Source organism: Fructobacillus americanaquae, assembly GCF_024029775.1.
Taxonomy (GTDB): domain Bacteria; phylum Bacillota; class Bacilli; order Lactobacillales; family Lactobacillaceae; genus Fructobacillus; species Fructobacillus americanaquae.
This window is the reverse complement of record NZ_CP097122.1, coordinates 406,852-423,116: the sequence shown is the minus strand read 5'-3', so window position 1 is coordinate 423,116 and position 16,265 is coordinate 406,852. Positions and strand designations below refer to the sequence as shown.

Here is a 16,265-nt window from a genome sequence, read left to right as displayed (position 1 = left end):
TGGAATTTTTAAAAATATGCTATACTAAGCGTATGAAAACAGGACGGATTATTCGGTCGTTGGCCGGTTACTATGACATCATGATGGATGATGGGGTTGTTGAACGCACGCGAGCGCGCGGACAATTTCGTCAAAAAAACCACCGCCCCCTAGTCGGCGATTTTGCTGATTTTGAATCGGAAAACGGCGAGGGTTTTATTTGGGCGTTACATGATCGGAAAAATGCTTTGGTGCGACCACCCATTGCTAATGTTGATTTAGCCATTGTTGTGACTTCGGTTGTTGAACCAGCCTTTTCTCAAAATTTGTTGGATCGGCAATTGGTAGCGCTTGAGGCCGCTTTCGTGAAACCTGTCCTCTATTTTTCCAAGATGGACTTGCTCGATTCGACTGATCGACAAGATTTTGAGGCAACCTTAGCCGAATATCGTGCGATTGGTTATGATGTCATCGCCTCCGATGATGATGTTGCTGCCGCTTTCCAGCCAATTTTGAAAAAACAGGTTGTGGTGGCGATGGGTCAAACAGGAGCGGGTAAATCAACGCTACTAAACACTTTGGCACCAGAATTGCAGTTAGAGACGGGGGTTGTTTCAAAAGCGCTCTCGCGTGGAAAACATACAACTCGACAAGTTTCGTTAATTTTAGTCCCAGCTTTTGAGGCTTTGATTGCTGACACGCCAGGATTTTCATCCTATGAAGTCTTTGACTTTCCGGTTGAAGAATTAGGAAATTACTTTCCTGAGATAAAAGCGGTCAGTGGCCAGTGCCGCTTTCGGACTTGCTCGCACATCAATGAACCTGGTTGTGCGGTGAAAGAGGGGGTTGCCCTTGGCAGTATTTCACAAGCACGGTATAATAGTTACGAACTGTTTTATCAAATTATTAAAGGGAAACGGCCAGTCTATCAAAAGACGAGCCAAAAATGGCGTCAGTAAAGGGGATGATTGCTAATTTGGCAATGAATTCTCAACATGCCGAGCGCTGAGGAAAAGAGGAAAACATGGCAGGAATTATTGCTCCATCAATTTTGAGTGCGGATGTCACCAAGTTAGGCGCAGATGTCGCCTTGGTGGAAAAGGCTGGTGCAAAGTATTTGCACATCGACTTGATGGACGGTTCATTTGTTCCATCGATGGCTTATGGTCCAGCTTGGGTAAAGCAATTACGCCCGCAAACTGATTTGTTCTTGGATGTCCATTTGATGGCTGTCCACCCAGAAAACCATGTTGAAGAATTGGCTGAGGCTGGTGCTGACTTAATTGGAGTTCACGTGGAATCGACGCCACATATTCACCGTGTTTTACAAATGATTAAAGCTGCTGGTGTGAAGGCAGAGGTGGTGATTAATCCCGGAACACCGGTGTCAGCTATTATTCCTGTCTTAACAATGGTCGACCAGGTCTTAGTAATGACGGTTAATCCTGGTTTTGGCGGTCAGGCCTTCTTGCCAGAAATGGTTGAAAAGATTAAGGAATTGTCTATTTATAAGCAAGATAATGGTTTGGACTACGATATCGAAGTTGATGGTGGCATTAACGATAAAACGATTGCTTTGACGGCCGCTGCCGGTGCAAATGTTTTCGTTGCTGGTTCATATGTCTACGATAAGAAGGATCCAGCTGCTAAAGTTGCTAAGTTGCTGGATTTAACTAAGTAAAACAGACAGTTTATTAAATAATAATCTAAAATGGGCTAAGCAAATTTTTGCTTGGCTTTTTTCGAAAAGAAAGGGTAATTGAATGCGAATTAATATCTTAGCTGGGGGTCCGACTGAATTTTGGCCTGATGATATTTTTGAGCAAGAAGGGCAGTGGTTGGGTGCTGATCGTGGCGCTTGGTACTTAATGCAGGCTGGAATGGACTTTCAAACGGTGGTTGGCGACTTTGATTCTTTGACAAAAGATGAGTTTGAGGAAGTTACCAGTCATTTGGAAGCTAACCATGTCTATCGTTTTCCTCCGGAAAAAGACTTTACTGATACGCAGCTAGCCATCAAGGCTGCAGCTAGTCTCGGTGCAGATGAAATCAGAGTTTATGGAGCAACTGGTGGCCGTCTCGACCATCTTTTAGCTAATTTAACTTTTCCAGCAATGGCTGGCTTTACTGAATTGGCACAAGAGATTGATTTGCCAAATTTAGTGGAACGGGTTGCCCTGGTTGATCAGCAGAATGTTGTTTCTTATTTGTTGCCTGGGGAAAAGGTGGTTCAGCACATTAAAGGTATGAAATATCTAGGCTTTATGCCATTGGGTATAGTTGATAATTTGGAAATCATTGATGCGAAGTATACCTTGACACAGAAAGAAAGTAAGGCTATAATGTGGTCATCAAATGAATTTATTGATGAATTGGTCCACTTGTCTTTTGACAGTGGAATCATGATCGTTACTCAGAGTAAAGATGGAGGTAAGTAAATGGCTGTAACAGCAATTACTGATGCAAATTTCGAAAAAGAAACCGCCACTGGCGTTGCCATTACGGATTTTTGGGCAACTTGGTGTGGTCCTTGCAAGATGCAATCACCCGTTTTAGATGCTTTGTCTGATGAAGATGCTACTAAGAATATTAACTTTTATAAAGTTGATGTTGATGAAAACAAGGAAACTGCTGCAAACTTCGGTATTCGTGCAATTCCAACTTTGGTCGTGACAAAGGATGGTCAAGCCGTTGAACGGATTACCGGTTTCCATAACAAGGAGCAATTAGCTCAAATTTTGCAAAAGTACGCATAATTGTAAAAATTGATTTTGATAGAGGTGGCGGCAATAATTGTGTCGGCACCTTTTTATATTTTTTGCTGATGAGCCTATGAGTTGGGGCAAAGAGTTTTGTTGCAAGCAAATTTTACTAACATAGTGATTTTGTACAGATTGGTCGAATATAAATCAGCAAAGTTTATAATTTGCTTTGCCTTTAGTGCTGGAATTCGTTATTATGGACTAGGGAAAAGCTTTAGTATAAGTAATTTTCTAGATAAAAAGTGGGTAAAAGGCACGTATAGAGCGAATTGCTTTTGAATTTGAGGTTGAACCGATGGTTAAATTGACTTCTGCTCTTGCTAAAGGCCTTTTATTCTGGTAAAATATTGTATTGTTGATAAGAAGAGCATGAACAATACCTCGGCTCGGATAGGAGGGTCAGACATGGCAAAAGATGCAATTACTGGTGCACGCACCCGTTTTGGTAATCAACGTTCACACGCCTTGAATTCAAGTCGTCGTAGCTGGAAGCCAAACTTGCAAAAGGTTACTGTTAAGATTAACGGTTCCGCACCTAAGAAAGTTTACTTAACGGCACGTACTTTGAAGGCCGGATTGAAGAACGGCTTAATTGAACGTGTTTAAAAACCACCACTTGAGGGTGGTTTTTTTATTATCAGTTGTTGATGACTAAGCTCAGTCTTTTGGCAGCTGATGTTTACCATCGATAGGGATTATGATAAATGACGCTCAAGCCACTGGTGCGCAGATTAGAACCTTTTCTTAGAACATGGTAGAATAGGGTTATCGTAAACAGAAAGGAACGTGGGGTTTTTTGCCCCACAACAACGTGATGGCAATTAAGATTCAAACTCAAAATGGTGAAATCAAAATTGAAAACGACGTAATCGCGTCGGTTGTTGGTGGGGCCACAATTGCCAACCCTGGTGTGGTTGGCATGGCTTCACGGGCGACTTTGCGTGATGGTATGAACCAAATTTTGAACCGGGAAAATTATGGTCGCGGTGTTGTTGTTTCGCAAACGGCCGCTGGCGTTATTGTGGATGTTTATATTGTTGTGCGTTATGGCATGAAGTTAGCAGAGATTTCCACGTCGGTTCAACGCAAAGTCAAGTATTATTTGGATAGTTATTTGGGAATTCATGTACCCGAAGTTAACGTGATTGTCCAAGGAATTGAAACCAAGGATTAAAAAGAAGATGACTGCAGAAAAAATAATGACTATCACTGCTGCCGATTATGGCAAGATGGTCAATGCCGCCGCGGCCAAGTTGACTGCGAATGCGGAGAACATTAACAAGTTAAACGTTTTTCCCGTTCCTGACGGAGATACAGGGACCAATATGGCCATGTCAATGGCTTCAGGTGCGCAATACGAGCGTGATGCCCAGGAAGAAACGGTTGGGGCCTTAGCCAAGGCCACAGCGAAAGGCCTTTTAATGGGGGCTCGTGGTAATTCTGGCGTGATCTTGTCACAAATATTCCGCGGCATGGCCGATTCTTTGGCTGATCAGGATAACCTTTCAGCCCGAGATTTGGCCGATGCTTTGATGATGGCTGCTCAAGTCGCTTATAAATCAGTGATGAAGCCAACAGAAGGTACTATCTTAACGGTAATTCGTGAATCTGCGGCTGCTGCTGATCAAGCGGCCAATGCTGGTGCTGATTTACCAACGATGATGGATCAGGTCGCCCACGCTGCTCAAGTGGCTTTAGACAAGACACCTGACCTTTTGCCTGTTTTGAAAGAAGTTGGTGTAGTCGACTCTGGTGGCCAGGGTCTTGTTTTGGTTTTGTCAGCTTTTGCTGAAGTAATTTCGGGTACAATTTCAGAAGAAAATTTACAGACGCCTGATAACGCCGAACTTGATCAGATGGTTTCAAAGTTGCATGCGGGTGCCCAAGCAAATGAATCATTACGGCCAGAAGACATTCAGTACGGTTACTGTACGGAGGTCATGGTTGAAATTGGTAAGGGAACAACGGTTGAAAAGCCATTCGACTACCAAACTTTTTATGATTACATCGCTGACAAGGGTGATTCACTCTTGGTCATCAATGACGAAGATGTTGTCAAGGTTCACGTTCATACTGAGGATCCCGGTGCGATTATTCATTGGGGTGGTGAATTTGGCTCATTGGTCAAGGTCAAGGTTGATAACATGCGTGATCAACAGCAGGCCGTCATCGATGAACAAGAAAAAGAAGACCGAAAGAACCAACAGGTTACACAAGAACAAAAGCCGGCCCCTGATGTAGCGGTTTTTGCAGTAGCAGCTGGTGATGGCGTAGCACAATTATTTGATTCTTTGGGCGTGTACCAGGTGATTACCGGTGGTCAAACAATGAATCCTTCAACGGCTGATTTTGTCGAAGCCATTGAAAAGTCACAAGCAAAGGCAGCAATCATTTTGCCAAATAACTCGAATATTTTCTTGGCGGCTGACCAGGCGAAAGACTTGGTTGATGTGCCGGTTGAAGTAGTGAAGTCACGGACGATTCAGCAAGGCTTAACAGCAATGTTGGGCTACAACCCGACGGTTTCGGTAACGGATAATCAAGCAGCCATGACTGAACAGTTAGCAACAGTTGTTTCTGGCCAGATTACTCATTCGGTTCGTGATACAACGTTGCATGGTCAAACCATTAAAAAAGGTGATTGGCTAGGAATGGTTGATGGCGAAATCGTTGTCGTTGGCCAAAAGTTAGTGGAAACAGCCAAGGATACTTTAGCGAAGATGTTAGACGATGATAGTGAAATTGTCACGATCATTACTGGTAAGGATGCAAAAAAGAAAGATATCAAGGCTTTGACCGAAGCAGTTGATGACCTTGATGAAGACTTGGAATGCGAAGTTCATGACGGTGGTCAGGACCTTTATCCATTCTTGCTATCTGTTGAATAAAATTATTTAACGTAAAAAACGCCGACCATAGCAATTAGTCGGCGTTTTTTTTATTTTTTTTAGTGGCCAATGGCAGCGATGGCGGCATAGATAACGGAACCGGCCATGACAATCACCATAAAGATTGACATGATCCAAGTCCAAATCTGGAACTTACTCTTCTTTTTCTTTTCAACCTTTGGGATTGGTCGTTTATTTAATTGACGGATAACTTCATCTTGCAGTTCGGTATCAACGTTTGCATTTTTTTGAATGGGTGTTTGACTTACTTTTTTCTTTGCTTTTTTCTTGGCCATGATTGGTAGCAACATTCTCCTGAGTAATTTAAATGTATCATAACATATAGATGAAAGAAATTGAAATTCTCAACTGACCTTGGTAAAGTTGACAAAGAGGTGAATGTTATGATGTGGTTTTATTGGCCTGCAATTTGGTTAGCCATTTTCTTTTTAATTATTTTGTGGCGACTTTTTTATCGCGCTTTTCCAAAAATTGGTGTCTTGGACCTTGCTGTCATTCCGACTTTTGTTTTCGCACATTTGACTTGGGGTGCGGCCTTTTATCGATCTGATTTGTTAGCTATTTTAGTTGTATGGCTGTTAATTGGGGCAATTTGGAATTCGATTGCTTTGTGGCACCGCCAACGACTGGCTTTCTTTTGCCATCGGTATTGGCAGGCGACTGGCATACTTGGGATTATTTTGATGCTTGCCTTGTGTGTTCTAGCTGTGATTTTAAAAAGATAGGGTCGATTCCCCACTAAGCTTAAATCCTAATTTTTTAGGGTTTAAGCTTTTTTTATTACCAACATTTTAAAAAAAATTACGAGAAGAGTGGAGGAATGTGGGGGAATGTGGTAAATTATTGTTAAGTTATCTTTAAGAAAGGAGGGTGCGCCGATGTTCATGGGGGAATCTTCACATAATTTAGACTCCAAGGGTCGGCTCACCATCCCTGTTAAGTTTCGAAATCAATTGGGTGAATCTTTCGTGATTGTCCGATGGATGGAACATGCCTTACGGGCCATGCCGATGTCGGTTTGGCAAAACTTAGAGGAACAATTAAACACTTTGCCGCTTGGGAAAAAAGAAGCCCGGGCCTTTAAGCGTTTTGTTTTAGCCGGCGCTAAAGAAGCAGAGTTTGATAAGCAGGGGCGCATCATTGTTGATGGTAACCTGCAAGACTATGCCCAGATCGATAAAGAAGTGGTTGTGACGGGCGCCGGTGATTCTTTTGAAATTTGGTCAAAGGAAAATTGGCAGGCCTATACCGAGGATACTGCTGAAAACTTTGATGAAATTGCTGAAGGATTGGTTGACTTTGATTTTTAAGGTTATTTATTGAACGTGAACCAAAAAAATGAACGAGAGTAGTGTGAAACAGGAGGACATTAAAATGGCATTTGAACACGTAACGGTCCTCCAAAAAGAGGCGGTTGCATTGCTGGCGGTCAAGCCAGACGGAATTTACGTCGATGCAACTTTGGGTGGTGGGGGTCACACTGGAGAAATTCTCAAAGAATTGACCACTGGGACCCTTTATTCCTTTGACCAAGATCAGACCGCCATCGTACATAATCAAAAGCAGTATGAACGAGAAATTGCTGATGGTCAGTTAGTTTTGGTTTTCCAAAATTTTCGCACATTGAAGCAAAGCCTAAATGACCTTGGTGTCGACCAAGTTGATGGTGTTTTGTACGATTTGGGCGTGTCTTCCGTTCAGTTTGACCAAGGTGACCGAGGATTTTCTTATAACCATGATGCACCATTGGATATGCGCATGGATCGTCGTCAGGACTTAACAGCAAAGGTAATTGTCAATGATTGGCCTTTTTCAGATTTGGTCCGAGTTTTGACTCGTTACGGGGAAGATCGCTTTGGTAAAGCCATCGCTCGCAAGATTGAACAAGCGCGGGAAATAAAGCCGATTGAAACCACCTTTGATCTAGTTGAAATCATTAAAGAGGCGATTCCAGCACCAGCTAGACGTCATGGGGGCCATCCGGCCAAGCGGACCTTTCAAGCTTTGAGAGTGGCCGTTAATGATGAATTAGGGGCTCTTGAAGACTCATTGACGCAGGCTTTAGACCTTTTGGCTGTTCATGGACGAATTTCAGCAATTTCGTTCCAGTCGCAAGAAGACCGGTTGATTAAGCAGATGTTTCGTGAGAAGGCAGCCACACCTGATTTACCACGTGGTTTGCCACTTTTGCCTGAACAAATGCAGGCAGACTATGAATTATTGACACGTAAGGCGATTAAGCCAAGTGAAGAAGAGCAAACTGAAAATCATCGATCTGCTTCGGCGCAATTAAGAGGCATTGTCCGCTTGAAGCGCGAAGGTTCTTAACGCTTTCAATCAGCAATGTGATGATTTTTGTTTGGCAAAGTTACTAGTAAAGGAGTTCAAAAATGGCACAAAACGCTTATCGCTATCAAAATTTGGCGACTGCCTTACCTGAGCAGCCCGTCACACCGTCTGCCAAAAAAGTTCGGACCAAAAAACGCTACCAGGCAGCCGTCTGGACAAAACGCGAACGTGGCTTGGTTATTTTTATGGCCGGGATTGTCTTACTGTTAATGATGGGAACAGTGGCAACAACTGTGACCATGCAACGAGTCGATGCTCAAAATGAACAGATCTCCCAGAAGGTCACCAACGTGAAAGAAGAAAACGACTCTTATCGTGGTGACATTCAATCAAAAACGAATCGTGACAACTTGGAAAAGGTTGCCCAATCAGCTAATATGGAACAGAGTACTAATAACGTTCGGAATGTAAACCAGTAAGCAGATGAAGCAGAAGAAAAGACGACAACTCGGGAAAAAAATAACACGGAATGGTAAACGTTTCGGTGGCCTCCTTTTTGTGGGGGCTTTCTGTGTTATTTTAATCATGGGTGGTCGTCTTTTTCAGATTGCTGGTTTTAAGGTGGTCAATCACCATAACCTAACTGCTGCCACTCGATTGGCCTTTATGCAAAAGGAAACTGTGCCGGCTACTCGTGGGCAAATTTTGGATTCGGATGGTCAAGTCCTGGCGGATAATTCGACTGTTTATGATATGTATGCTGTTTTGGATAAAAAGCAAGTAACGAAAACAGGCAAGCCTGACTATGTGATTGACAAGAAAGATACGGCACAGAAACTTAGTGGTATTCTTGGCATCAGCTATGATGACTTATATGCTCAGTTGACCTCTGACAAGCTTCAAGTCGAATTTGGTCCTAAGGCGAAAAACCTCAGTGTCGATACTTATAATAAAATTAAGGCTTTAAATTTAACTGGCATTAAGTTTAGTTCCCAGCCATCTCGGTATTATCCGAATAACCGTATGGCCTCCCATATTATTGGTTTAACAAATTCAACGATAAATTCTGCCGGTACGCGAATACTGGGTGGAATTTTGGGAATCGAGGCTTTTAAAAACAATACCTTACGAGGTAAAGATGGTATCCAGACTGCTCTTGGAAATCAGAATGAAACTTCTAAAAAGAATCAGGTTGAAAATGGGAACAATGTGACCTTAACGTTGAATGAAAAGTTGCAGGCCACGCTTGAAAACCGAATGGACGTTCTCTTTGCTGGCACAAAGGCTAAGTCGGCTGTAGCGGTTTTGATGGAAGCAAAAACGGGTAAGATTGTGGCCGCTACGCAACGGCCAAATTTCGATCCCAACACGCAGGATGGGCTCTCATCTGCTTGGGAAAACTTGGTTAATCAAGGGTCCTTTGAACCGGGTTCCACGATGAAGACTATTACGCTGGCGGCTGCTATTCAAGAAGGCAAGTGGCATCCAAATGATACTTATCAATCTGGAACCTATGATATTAATGGCCAAAAGGTGGTCGATGCCTTTGGCAATAATGAGGGTACTTTAACTTACCGCCAAGCCTATGAACGGTCGTCAAACGTTGGTTTTGCGCATTTGGAACAGGCTCTTGGTGCTAGCACTTGGAAATCTTATATCAATAAGTTCCGTTTTTTGAAAAAGACTGGGATGGATTTACCAAACGAAGAAGCCGGGTCAATGTCTTTTGAACAACCAATTGATCAGGCTAACACGGCCTATGGTCAAGCTATTCGGGTAACCCCGGCCCAGCTCCTTCAGGCTTATACAGCCATTGCCAATGGGGGAAAGGAAATTAAACCTTACCTGGTTGACCGAGTCACCAATCCGGAGACGGGGAAAGTTGTTTACCAGGGCAAGACGACTCAGGTCGCTAATCCCATTTCAGCAAGTACTGCCAAGCAAGTTTTGTCTTTAATGGCCGGGGTTGTCAATGCCGATGATGGAACGGCTAAACAATATAGTTTGTCAGATGTTGGTTATCAGGTTTCTGCTAAAACCGGAACCGCACAGATTTCCGAGAATGGAAAGTACCTGGATGGGTTAACAAATGATATTCATTCGGTGATGGCAATTGTGCCTGAACAAAATCCAAAGTATATTATGTATATAGCGGTTCGCCAGCCACAGGTTTTCCCAGATGCCAACATTCAAATTACATTGAACAATGTCTTTCGACCAGTGATACTTCAGGCACTAAACGATGGGGATGATAGTGTTAAGTCAAAGACCAACCAGGTCACAGTTCCTGACGTGAAGGGCTTGTCGATTAGCCAAGCTGAGCAGACACTACAAAATGCGGGCCTGTCTGTAACAACTTTGGGTTCAAGTGGTACCATCTCGGCGCAATCAATTAAAGGAAATCAGGATGCCATTAAGGGTCAGCGCGTCTTCTTGACGGCAAGCGGTGCAGTCACTGTTCCTGATTTTAGCTCTTGGACGAAAAATGATGTTTTGTCTTGGGGCTATCTAGCAAAAGTCAAAATGTCCTTAACAGGGTCTGGTTATGGCGAGAAGCAAAGCGTGACGGCCGGTACAGCGGTGACTGGTCAAAGTAAAATTAGCGTCAACTTTAAGGAGAGAACGTAATGTCAGTTGTACTAGAATTCCTCTTGGGAATGGCTATCACAGCACTTTTGATGCCAATGGTGATCAAAAAATTAAAGCAAAGTAAGGAACAGGCCGTCATTCGGGTCTTGGGCCCAGACCACCAGCAAAAGGCCGGTACACCATCATTGGGAGGAGCCGTCTTCGTCTCGGTGGCAATCATCGTTTCTTTTTGTTTGCCAAGGACCTATGAAAATTCAACTGCTTTTACGACAGTTTTGACTCTTTCAGTAGCGATTGGTTCATTTGCCTTAATTGGTGCTGTCGATGATGTTTTGAAACTGCTGAAGCATGCCGATGATGGCTTTGCTTTTAAGCCAAAATTAGCGTCACAAACGCTATCGGCCGTGGTGGTGATGTTCTTGCTTTGGGCCTTAAAGGTGCCAGCCGTTATTAACTTACCAGTTGTTGGTGTTGTTTATTTGGGCTATTTCTATGTCATCTTTATCTGGTTCTGGTTAGTAGGTTGGTCGAATGCAACAAACCTAACCGACGGTCTTGACGGCCTTTTGGGTGGGTTAGCCATTATTGCTTACGGTGCCTATGCAGTCATGGCTTATTGGGCCGCTGATTGGGCGATGGTTTCCTTTAACCTGATTTTGATTGGAACGTTAGTTGGCTTTTTGATTTTCAATTTACCAAAGGCTAAGATTTTTATGGGCGATACGGGTTCGCTCGCCTTGGGGGCTGGTTTGGCAGTTGAATCGATCTTGCTGCATGCTGTGATTTCACTGTTAATTATTGGTTTGGTCTTCGTGATTGAAACTTTGTCTGTTATTATTCAGACATTTTCTTATCACTTTTTCCATAAGCGAGTCTTTCCAATGGCGCCAATTCACCACTCCTTTGAAAAATTTGGTTGGTCGGAGTGGCAAATTGATATTGCCTTTTGGTCAGTTGGATTAGTTTTGGCCATTTTGGCTGTTTTCATTTTTTACTAGAATTTAAAAGTGGTTAATAACGTTAACCACTGTACATAAAAAATCAGCATTGTGTGTTCAAGAAAAAAGGAGAAGGGTATGGCAGAGTTAAATTTTAAAAACAAACAAGTATTAGTGTTGGGTTGGGCCAAATCAGGGAAGGCCGCTGCCAAGCGTCTAGTAGAACTTGGTGCACAAGTCACAGTTGCCAATCGGGACAAAATTGAAGAAGACGCTGATTTTAAAGCCTTGCAAGCTGCCGGTGTTGTCTTTTTGGAAAACGACCAAGCAGAATCTTTGGCCGAAGGAACTGATTTTGTCGTTAAAAATCCAGGTATCCATTATGAACAACCATTGCTAGCAAAAGCGGAGCGGTTGAAGATCCCAATTTTGACTGAAGTTTCTGTTGCCTTGTCGACTTTTACTGGACGTTTGATTGTTGTTACCGGTTCAAACGGGAAGACGACGACCACAACGCTTTTGGGCAAGATGCTGCAAGCCGATCCAAAACAGGGGAAAGTCGTTGTTGCTGGTAATATTGGAACGCCAGTTTGTCAGGTTATTGGTCCGATGAAGCAGGAAGATACGCTTGTCTTAGAATTGTCTTCTTTCCAATTAGTTGGGATTCCAATGATTCAGCCTGATATTGCCGTGGTTACCAATGTCTTTGCAAACCATCTAGACTTCCATCATACGAGAACGGCTTACTTAGCGGCAAAGATTCACGTCACAGAGAACCAGCGGCCTGATCAGCTTCTGATTTTAAATGGGCAGGGACCAGATACGCCACTAATTGAAAGTAAGACAGCAGCTCAGGTATTGCTCTTTGATGATCAAGACCAAGCGGCCTATGCTCATCAACGTGGCGATGATCTCATTTTTGCAGGACAAACACTAATGCCTTTCAAAGATGTTAAGCTTGTTGGCCAACCTAATTTGGAAAATGTTTTAGCGGCAGCCGCGGCAGCAACGGTTGCGGGTGCTGACCCAGCAGGCATCGTTGATGTTTTGCAGACCTTTTCGGGCGTTAAGCACCGGTTGGAATTCTTGTTTAAAAAGCAGGGTGTCTTGTATTATAACGATTCGAAGGCAACTGATATTGAAGCGACGCAAGCCGCCTTATCTGCCTTTCACCAGCCAGTTGTTTGGCTGGCCGGGGGACTAGACCGTGGGGATGACTTGTCTCGCTTGGCCCCAGACCTAAAGCATGTTCGTCAGGTAATTGCCTTTGGGGAAACGCACGATAAGGTGAAGGCTTTGGCCAATTCCTTGAATTTACCGGTAACGGTTGTCAAATCAGTCGAAGAAGCGGCACCATTGGCTGTCCAAATGGCCAAGCCAGGAGAAGTAGTTCTCTTTTCACCAGCCGCCGCTTCTTGGGATCAATATCCTAATTTTGAAATTCGTGGGGATGCTTACGAACAAGCCTTAAAAAATAGTTTGCAGATTGGGTAAGGAGAGCAAAGATGAAAATAGTGTTATCAGGTGGTGGAACGGGAGGCCATATTTATCCGGCCTTAGCTTTGGCCAAAATCATTGAGAAAAAGGAACCGGAAGCCGAATTTTTGTATATTGGTTCTTTCCGTGGAGTTGAAAAGCAGATCGTGCCAAAGACAAACTTGCCTTTTATGCAATTGGAGGTCCAAGGTTTTTCGCGCTCGCTCTCGTTAACCAATTTTAAAACGATTTATTTATTTTTGAAGGCCACTGCTGCTGCTAAGAAAATTTTAAAGAACTTTCAGCCGGATGTCGTTGTTGGTACTGGTGGTTATGTTTCCGGTGCTGTTTTATATGCTGCCCAACAAATGGGCATCCCAACGGTCATTCATGAGCAAAACTCAGTTGCTGGTGTGACCAACAAGTTTTTGGCTAAAAATGCAACCAAAATTGGACTGGGATTTGAAGCAGCTAAGGACCAGTTCCCGGTTGATAAAACAGCGGTGATTGGTAATCCCAGAGCTCAGGAAGTTGCGAACCTTCAATCTGATTTTTCATGGACGAGTTATGGATTAGAGGATGACAAAAAGACGTTGTTGATTTTTGGGGGGTCACAAGGTGCACCAGCCATTAACTTAGCGACTCTTGATGCGATTTCAACATTCAATGACCGTCCTTACCAGGTTGTCTTGGTTGCCGGACCAAAGCGAATTGATAACTTTAACCGCTTGTTGCAAGAGCGGGGCCTGACACTTGGCGATCATATTAAAGTTTTGCCTTATATTGATAACATGCCAGCTGTGATGAAAAAGGCGGATGTTTTGGTTTCTCGGGCAGGGGCAACATCGATTGCCGAATTAACGGCTCTTGGTCTACCAGCTATTTTGGTGCCATCGCCGTTTGTGACGGGTGACCACCAAACTAAAAATGCGAGTGCCTTGGTGGAAGCGGGAGCTGCTTTGTCGATTAAGGAACCTGATTTTAATGGCCAATCCTTGGTCAAGGCTGCGGATGCTTTGCTATTAAACGACCAACAGGCAGAAGCCATGAAGGTTCAAGCAGCAGCTGTTGGGATCACCGATGCCGGTGACCGGTTCTATCGCTTGATCAAATCAGTCATCAAAGACTAGGAGTAATTGCCTTGCAAAGAATTAAAATGACAATGCGAATGAATCCCAGATGGACCAGTGCCACCGTGTCCTTTATTTTTTTGGCAGCAATCGCAACCATTTTAATGATTTGGCAACCTTGGGTGAAAATTACGACAGTTAATGTTGATGCTGGCAATATCCCATCTGAGACAATTGAAAAAGAAGTGGGGATTAAGCCCGGTGATTACCGTTACCAAGTTTTCTTTCAAGAAACTTTTTTAGAACAAAAACTAAAAAGAAGTAACGATAAAATTTCGCAGGTGAAAATTTCATTAACAAAGAGCACGGTTTCAATTGAAGCAGGTGAGAAAATTAATGCCGGTTTTCTAAAGAAGGGTGAACAATGGTATCAACTCGATTCAGCCGGAAATCAAAGCAAAATCAACCAAGTTGATGGTCAGGGACCCATCTATACTGATTTTTCTTCTGTGACCCGGATTAAAAGGGTTGCTAGGGCAGTTTCTTCTTTGGATAAGCCAATACGTCAGGATATTGGCGAGATTAAATTTGCACCAGATACAAATAATAGCGATAAACTAGTATTGTCAATGAATGACGGCAATACGGTTTATGCAACTCAGAATACATTGGCCGATAAAATGCAATATTATGCTGGGATTGCAGCGCAAATGTCGACAGTTGGGATTGTTGATTTGCAATATGGATCATACTCATATCCATATAATGGTTCATAATGAAAAAACTTGCTCATAAATTGGCTCTAAGCCCTACCAGAGTAAGGTATAATATGATAAGATTATTTTTAGGTTTAATTTCTAAATTTTTATTAAAAAAGGGGAGATTTGCATGACCCAAGATGGCGTGATAGTTGGATTAGATATCGGGACAACCATGGTTAAAGTGGTCGTTGCCCAAAGCGAAAATGGTCGCTTCAACGTCATTGCTACGGGCAGTGCCCCTGGTGCTGGTTTACGCCGTGGCGTGATTGTTGACATCAACCAAACGGCTGAGGCCATTTCACAAGCAGTTTCACAGGCTGCTGCAAAGGCAAATATTGAAGTTAACGAGGTGGTTGTTGGCTTACCAGCTAACCATGTGGACATCCAAACGGTGACCGGGCTCGTTTCGATTGAAAATCAAAATAAACAAATTACGAATCAAGATGTCGTCAATGTGACACATCAAGCCCTCGATTCGCTTTCAGTTCAAGACCAAACGGTTGTTGAATTCTTACCAAACGAATTTATTGTTGATGGTTTTGATGGCATTAAAGATCCAACCGATATGATTGGTGTTCGTTTGGAAGTCCAAGGACTAGCTTATTTGGCACCAAGTAAAGTCGTTGACACGATTAAGACCGCTGTTAAAAAGGCTGGTTTACAGATGCAGTCACTGGTTTTAGCACCAATTGCTTTGGCACCCGCTTTTCTAAATGACGCTGAACAAGACTTTGGCGCGATTCTAATTGATTTAGCTGGTGGCCAGTCAACTGCTTCTGTCGTCCATGATCACAAGGTAAAGTATATGACCGTGGATTATGAGGGTGGTATCCAGGTTACTAAGGATATCTCGACAGTTCTTGGTATTAGTGTTGATGAGGCTGAATCTGTTAAGAAAAAATATGGGTCAGCCGACTCTTACCAGGCATCGGCTAAGCAGCAATTTTATGTGAATGCCGTTGGCTTAACGGAAAAAAAGGCGGTTGACGAACAGTATCTGTCTGAAATTATGGCAGCGCGTTACGACCAAATTTTTGATCGTTTAGACCAGCAGTTACAAGCCATTGGTGCTGAAGAATTACCGGGTGGTTTTCTCATTACTGGTGGCAACGCAGCAACACCTGGAGTTCTTGCTAAGGCTCAAGAACATTTTGGTTCAAATGTTCAGGTTGCACAGCCAACACAAATTGGCTTGCGTCATCCGAGCTTCGCCCGAGCCCTTGCCTATGCTTCCCATCAAGCTTTCCAAAGTAACTTAGCCTTGGAAATCAAGGCAGTCCTGATGGGACAACAGGTGGAAGAAGCAGCAAAGGACCAAGCCAGCCATTATCACTTGGTTGACGATGGTGATAATGATGTCATTGAAGCACAAGGCGAGGAAGGGGTTTACCTCGATCCAGCTGAAAAGAAACCAGGAGTATTTTCACGAGTAAAGTCAACGCTCGCTTCCTTGTTTGCAGAACCAGACGACAACGAATAAAACATTCCCAAA

Annotated in this window: 18 protein-coding genes; 17 read left to right on the top strand and 1 reads right to left on the bottom strand. The window is 43.3% G+C overall.

The features are described 5' to 3' along the window. Positions 1-32: 32 nt before the first annotated feature. The 7 genes from rsgA (at position 33) to M3M36_RS01845 (ending at position 5,629) form a co-directional block, all read left to right on the top strand. Complete coding sequence (rsgA, locus tag M3M36_RS01875; RefSeq protein WP_252774170.1) at positions 33-938, top strand: ribosome small subunit-dependent GTPase A; 906 nt, start codon at positions 33-35, stop codon at positions 936-938. A gap of 65 nt (positions 939-1,003) precedes the next feature. Next, positions 1,004-1,660: a ribulose-phosphate 3-epimerase gene (rpe, locus tag M3M36_RS01870; protein ID WP_252774169.1), complete on the top strand. Its 657-nt coding sequence runs from the start codon at positions 1,004-1,006 to the stop codon at positions 1,658-1,660. Between the two features lie 82 nt (positions 1,661-1,742). Next, positions 1,743-2,417, top strand: a complete 675-nt coding sequence (locus M3M36_RS01865; protein WP_252774168.1) for a thiamine diphosphokinase — start codon at positions 1,743-1,745, stop codon at positions 2,415-2,417. Next, positions 2,418-2,735: a thioredoxin gene (gene trxA, locus M3M36_RS01860; RefSeq protein WP_047974340.1), complete on the top strand. Its 318-nt coding sequence runs from the start codon at positions 2,418-2,420 to the stop codon at positions 2,733-2,735. A 411-nt stretch (positions 2,736-3,146) separates the two neighbouring features. Then, positions 3,147-3,347, top strand: a complete 201-nt coding sequence (rpmB, locus tag M3M36_RS01855; protein ID WP_252774167.1) for a 50S ribosomal protein L28 — start codon at positions 3,147-3,149, stop codon at positions 3,345-3,347. 208 nt (positions 3,348-3,555) lie between these two features. Next, positions 3,556-3,915 (top strand): Asp23/Gls24 family envelope stress response protein, encoded by a 360-nt coding sequence (locus tag M3M36_RS01850; protein ID WP_252774166.1) that lies wholly within the window; start codon positions 3,556-3,558, stop codon positions 3,913-3,915. A gap of 7 nt (positions 3,916-3,922) precedes the next feature. After that, a complete protein-coding gene (locus M3M36_RS01845; RefSeq protein WP_252774165.1) occupies positions 3,923-5,629 on the top strand; it encodes a DAK2 domain-containing protein in 1,707 nt (568 codons plus the stop codon). A gap of 59 nt (positions 5,630-5,688) precedes the next feature. Here M3M36_RS01845 and M3M36_RS01840 read toward each other — a convergent pair whose 3' ends face one another. Beyond that, positions 5,689-5,940 carry a DUF4044 domain-containing protein gene (locus M3M36_RS01840; RefSeq protein WP_252774164.1) on the bottom strand — a complete coding sequence of 84 codons (252 nt, stop codon included), beginning with the start codon at positions 5,938-5,940 and terminating at the stop codon, positions 5,689-5,691. Positions 5,941-6,033: 93 nt separating this feature from the next. Between M3M36_RS01840 and M3M36_RS01835 the strand changes: the two genes are divergently transcribed. The 10 genes from M3M36_RS01835 to ftsA all read left to right on the top strand — a co-directional run bounded on the left by M3M36_RS01835 (position 6,034) and on the right by ftsA (position 16,253). Next, positions 6,034-6,375, top strand: a complete 342-nt coding sequence (locus tag M3M36_RS01835; RefSeq protein ID WP_252774163.1) for a hypothetical protein — start codon at positions 6,034-6,036, stop codon at positions 6,373-6,375. Between the two features lie 153 nt (positions 6,376-6,528). Further along, a complete protein-coding gene (gene mraZ / locus M3M36_RS01830; RefSeq protein ID WP_252774162.1) occupies positions 6,529-6,960 on the top strand; it encodes a division/cell wall cluster transcriptional repressor MraZ in 432 nt (143 codons plus the stop codon). 64 nt (positions 6,961-7,024) lie between these two features. After that, entirely contained in the window at positions 7,025-7,978 is a 954-nt protein-coding gene (gene rsmH / locus M3M36_RS01825; RefSeq protein ID WP_252774161.1) for a 16S rRNA (cytosine(1402)-N(4))-methyltransferase RsmH, read from the top strand. A 62-nt stretch (positions 7,979-8,040) separates the two neighbouring features. Further along, a complete protein-coding gene (locus M3M36_RS01820) occupies positions 8,041-8,418 on the top strand; it encodes a cell division protein FtsL (protein ID WP_252774160.1) in 378 nt (125 codons plus the stop codon). A gap of 4 nt (positions 8,419-8,422) precedes the next feature. Continuing rightward, positions 8,423-10,567, top strand: a complete 2,145-nt coding sequence (locus M3M36_RS01815; RefSeq protein WP_252774159.1) for a peptidoglycan D,D-transpeptidase FtsI family protein — start codon at positions 8,423-8,425, stop codon at positions 10,565-10,567. After that, a complete protein-coding gene (gene mraY, locus M3M36_RS01810; protein ID WP_252774158.1) occupies positions 10,567-11,526 on the top strand; it encodes a phospho-N-acetylmuramoyl-pentapeptide-transferase in 960 nt (319 codons plus the stop codon). Before M3M36_RS01815 ends, mraY begins: the two co-directional genes overlap by 1 nt. Before the next feature lie 78 nt (positions 11,527-11,604). Further along, positions 11,605-12,960, top strand: coding sequence for a UDP-N-acetylmuramoyl-L-alanine--D-glutamate ligase (gene murD / locus M3M36_RS01805; protein ID WP_252774157.1), 1,356 nt, complete (start codon positions 11,605-11,607; stop codon positions 12,958-12,960). 11 nt (positions 12,961-12,971) lie between these two features. Then, positions 12,972-14,072 carry an undecaprenyldiphospho-muramoylpentapeptide beta-N-acetylglucosaminyltransferase gene (gene murG / locus M3M36_RS01800; protein ID WP_252774156.1) on the top strand — a complete coding sequence of 367 codons (1,101 nt, stop codon included), beginning with the start codon at positions 12,972-12,974 and terminating at the stop codon, positions 14,070-14,072. 26 nt (positions 14,073-14,098) lie between these two features. Further along, positions 14,099-14,788 (top strand): cell division protein FtsQ/DivIB, encoded by a 690-nt coding sequence (locus M3M36_RS01795; protein ID WP_252774155.1) that lies wholly within the window; start codon positions 14,099-14,101, stop codon positions 14,786-14,788. Between the two features lie 112 nt (positions 14,789-14,900). Continuing rightward, positions 14,901-16,253, top strand: a complete 1,353-nt coding sequence (gene ftsA / locus M3M36_RS01790; RefSeq protein WP_252774154.1) for a cell division protein FtsA — start codon at positions 14,901-14,903, stop codon at positions 16,251-16,253. Positions 16,254-16,265 lie beyond the last annotated feature (12 nt).

Bases quoted from the DNA above. Each gene is read 5' to 3' on its own strand.
- murD (WP_252774157.1), top strand. From the start codon at position 11,605: ATGGCAGAGTTAAATTTTAAAAACAAACAAGTATTAGTGTTGGGTTGG.
- rsmH (WP_252774161.1), top strand. From the start codon at position 7,025: ATGGCATTTGAACACGTAACGGTCCTCCAAAAAGAGGCGGTTGCATTG.
- murG (WP_252774156.1), top strand. From the start codon at position 12,972: ATGAAAATAGTGTTATCAGGTGGTGGAACGGGAGGCCATATTTATCCG.
- ftsA (WP_252774154.1), top strand. From the start codon at position 14,901: ATGACCCAAGATGGCGTGATAGTTGGATTAGATATCGGGACAACCATG.
- rpmB (WP_252774167.1), top strand. From the start codon at position 3,147: ATGGCAAAAGATGCAATTACTGGTGCACGCACCCGTTTTGGTAATCAA.
- M3M36_RS01845 (WP_252774165.1), top strand. From the start codon at position 3,923: ATGACTGCAGAAAAAATAATGACTATCACTGCTGCCGATTATGGCAAG.
- mraZ (WP_252774162.1), top strand. From the start codon at position 6,529: ATGTTCATGGGGGAATCTTCACATAATTTAGACTCCAAGGGTCGGCTC.
- M3M36_RS01850 (WP_252774166.1), top strand. From the start codon at position 3,556: ATGGCAATTAAGATTCAAACTCAAAATGGTGAAATCAAAATTGAAAAC.
- rpe (WP_252774169.1), top strand. From the start codon at position 1,004: ATGGCAGGAATTATTGCTCCATCAATTTTGAGTGCGGATGTCACCAAG.
- M3M36_RS01795 (WP_252774155.1), top strand. From the start codon at position 14,099: ATGACAATGCGAATGAATCCCAGATGGACCAGTGCCACCGTGTCCTTT.
- M3M36_RS01820 (WP_252774160.1), top strand. From the start codon at position 8,041: ATGGCACAAAACGCTTATCGCTATCAAAATTTGGCGACTGCCTTACCT.
- M3M36_RS01865 (WP_252774168.1), top strand. From the start codon at position 1,743: ATGCGAATTAATATCTTAGCTGGGGGTCCGACTGAATTTTGGCCTGAT.
- mraY (WP_252774158.1), top strand. From the start codon at position 10,567: ATGTCAGTTGTACTAGAATTCCTCTTGGGAATGGCTATCACAGCACTT.
- M3M36_RS01815 (WP_252774159.1), top strand. From the start codon at position 8,423: ATGAAGCAGAAGAAAAGACGACAACTCGGGAAAAAAATAACACGGAAT.
- M3M36_RS01835 (WP_252774163.1), top strand. From the start codon at position 6,034: ATGATGTGGTTTTATTGGCCTGCAATTTGGTTAGCCATTTTCTTTTTA.
- rsgA (WP_252774170.1), top strand. From the start codon at position 33: ATGAAAACAGGACGGATTATTCGGTCGTTGGCCGGTTACTATGACATC.
- trxA (WP_047974340.1), top strand. From the start codon at position 2,418: ATGGCTGTAACAGCAATTACTGATGCAAATTTCGAAAAAGAAACCGCC.
- M3M36_RS01840 (WP_252774164.1), bottom strand. From the start codon at position 5,940: ATGTTGCTACCAATCATGGCCAAGAAAAAAGCAAAGAAAAAAGTAAGT.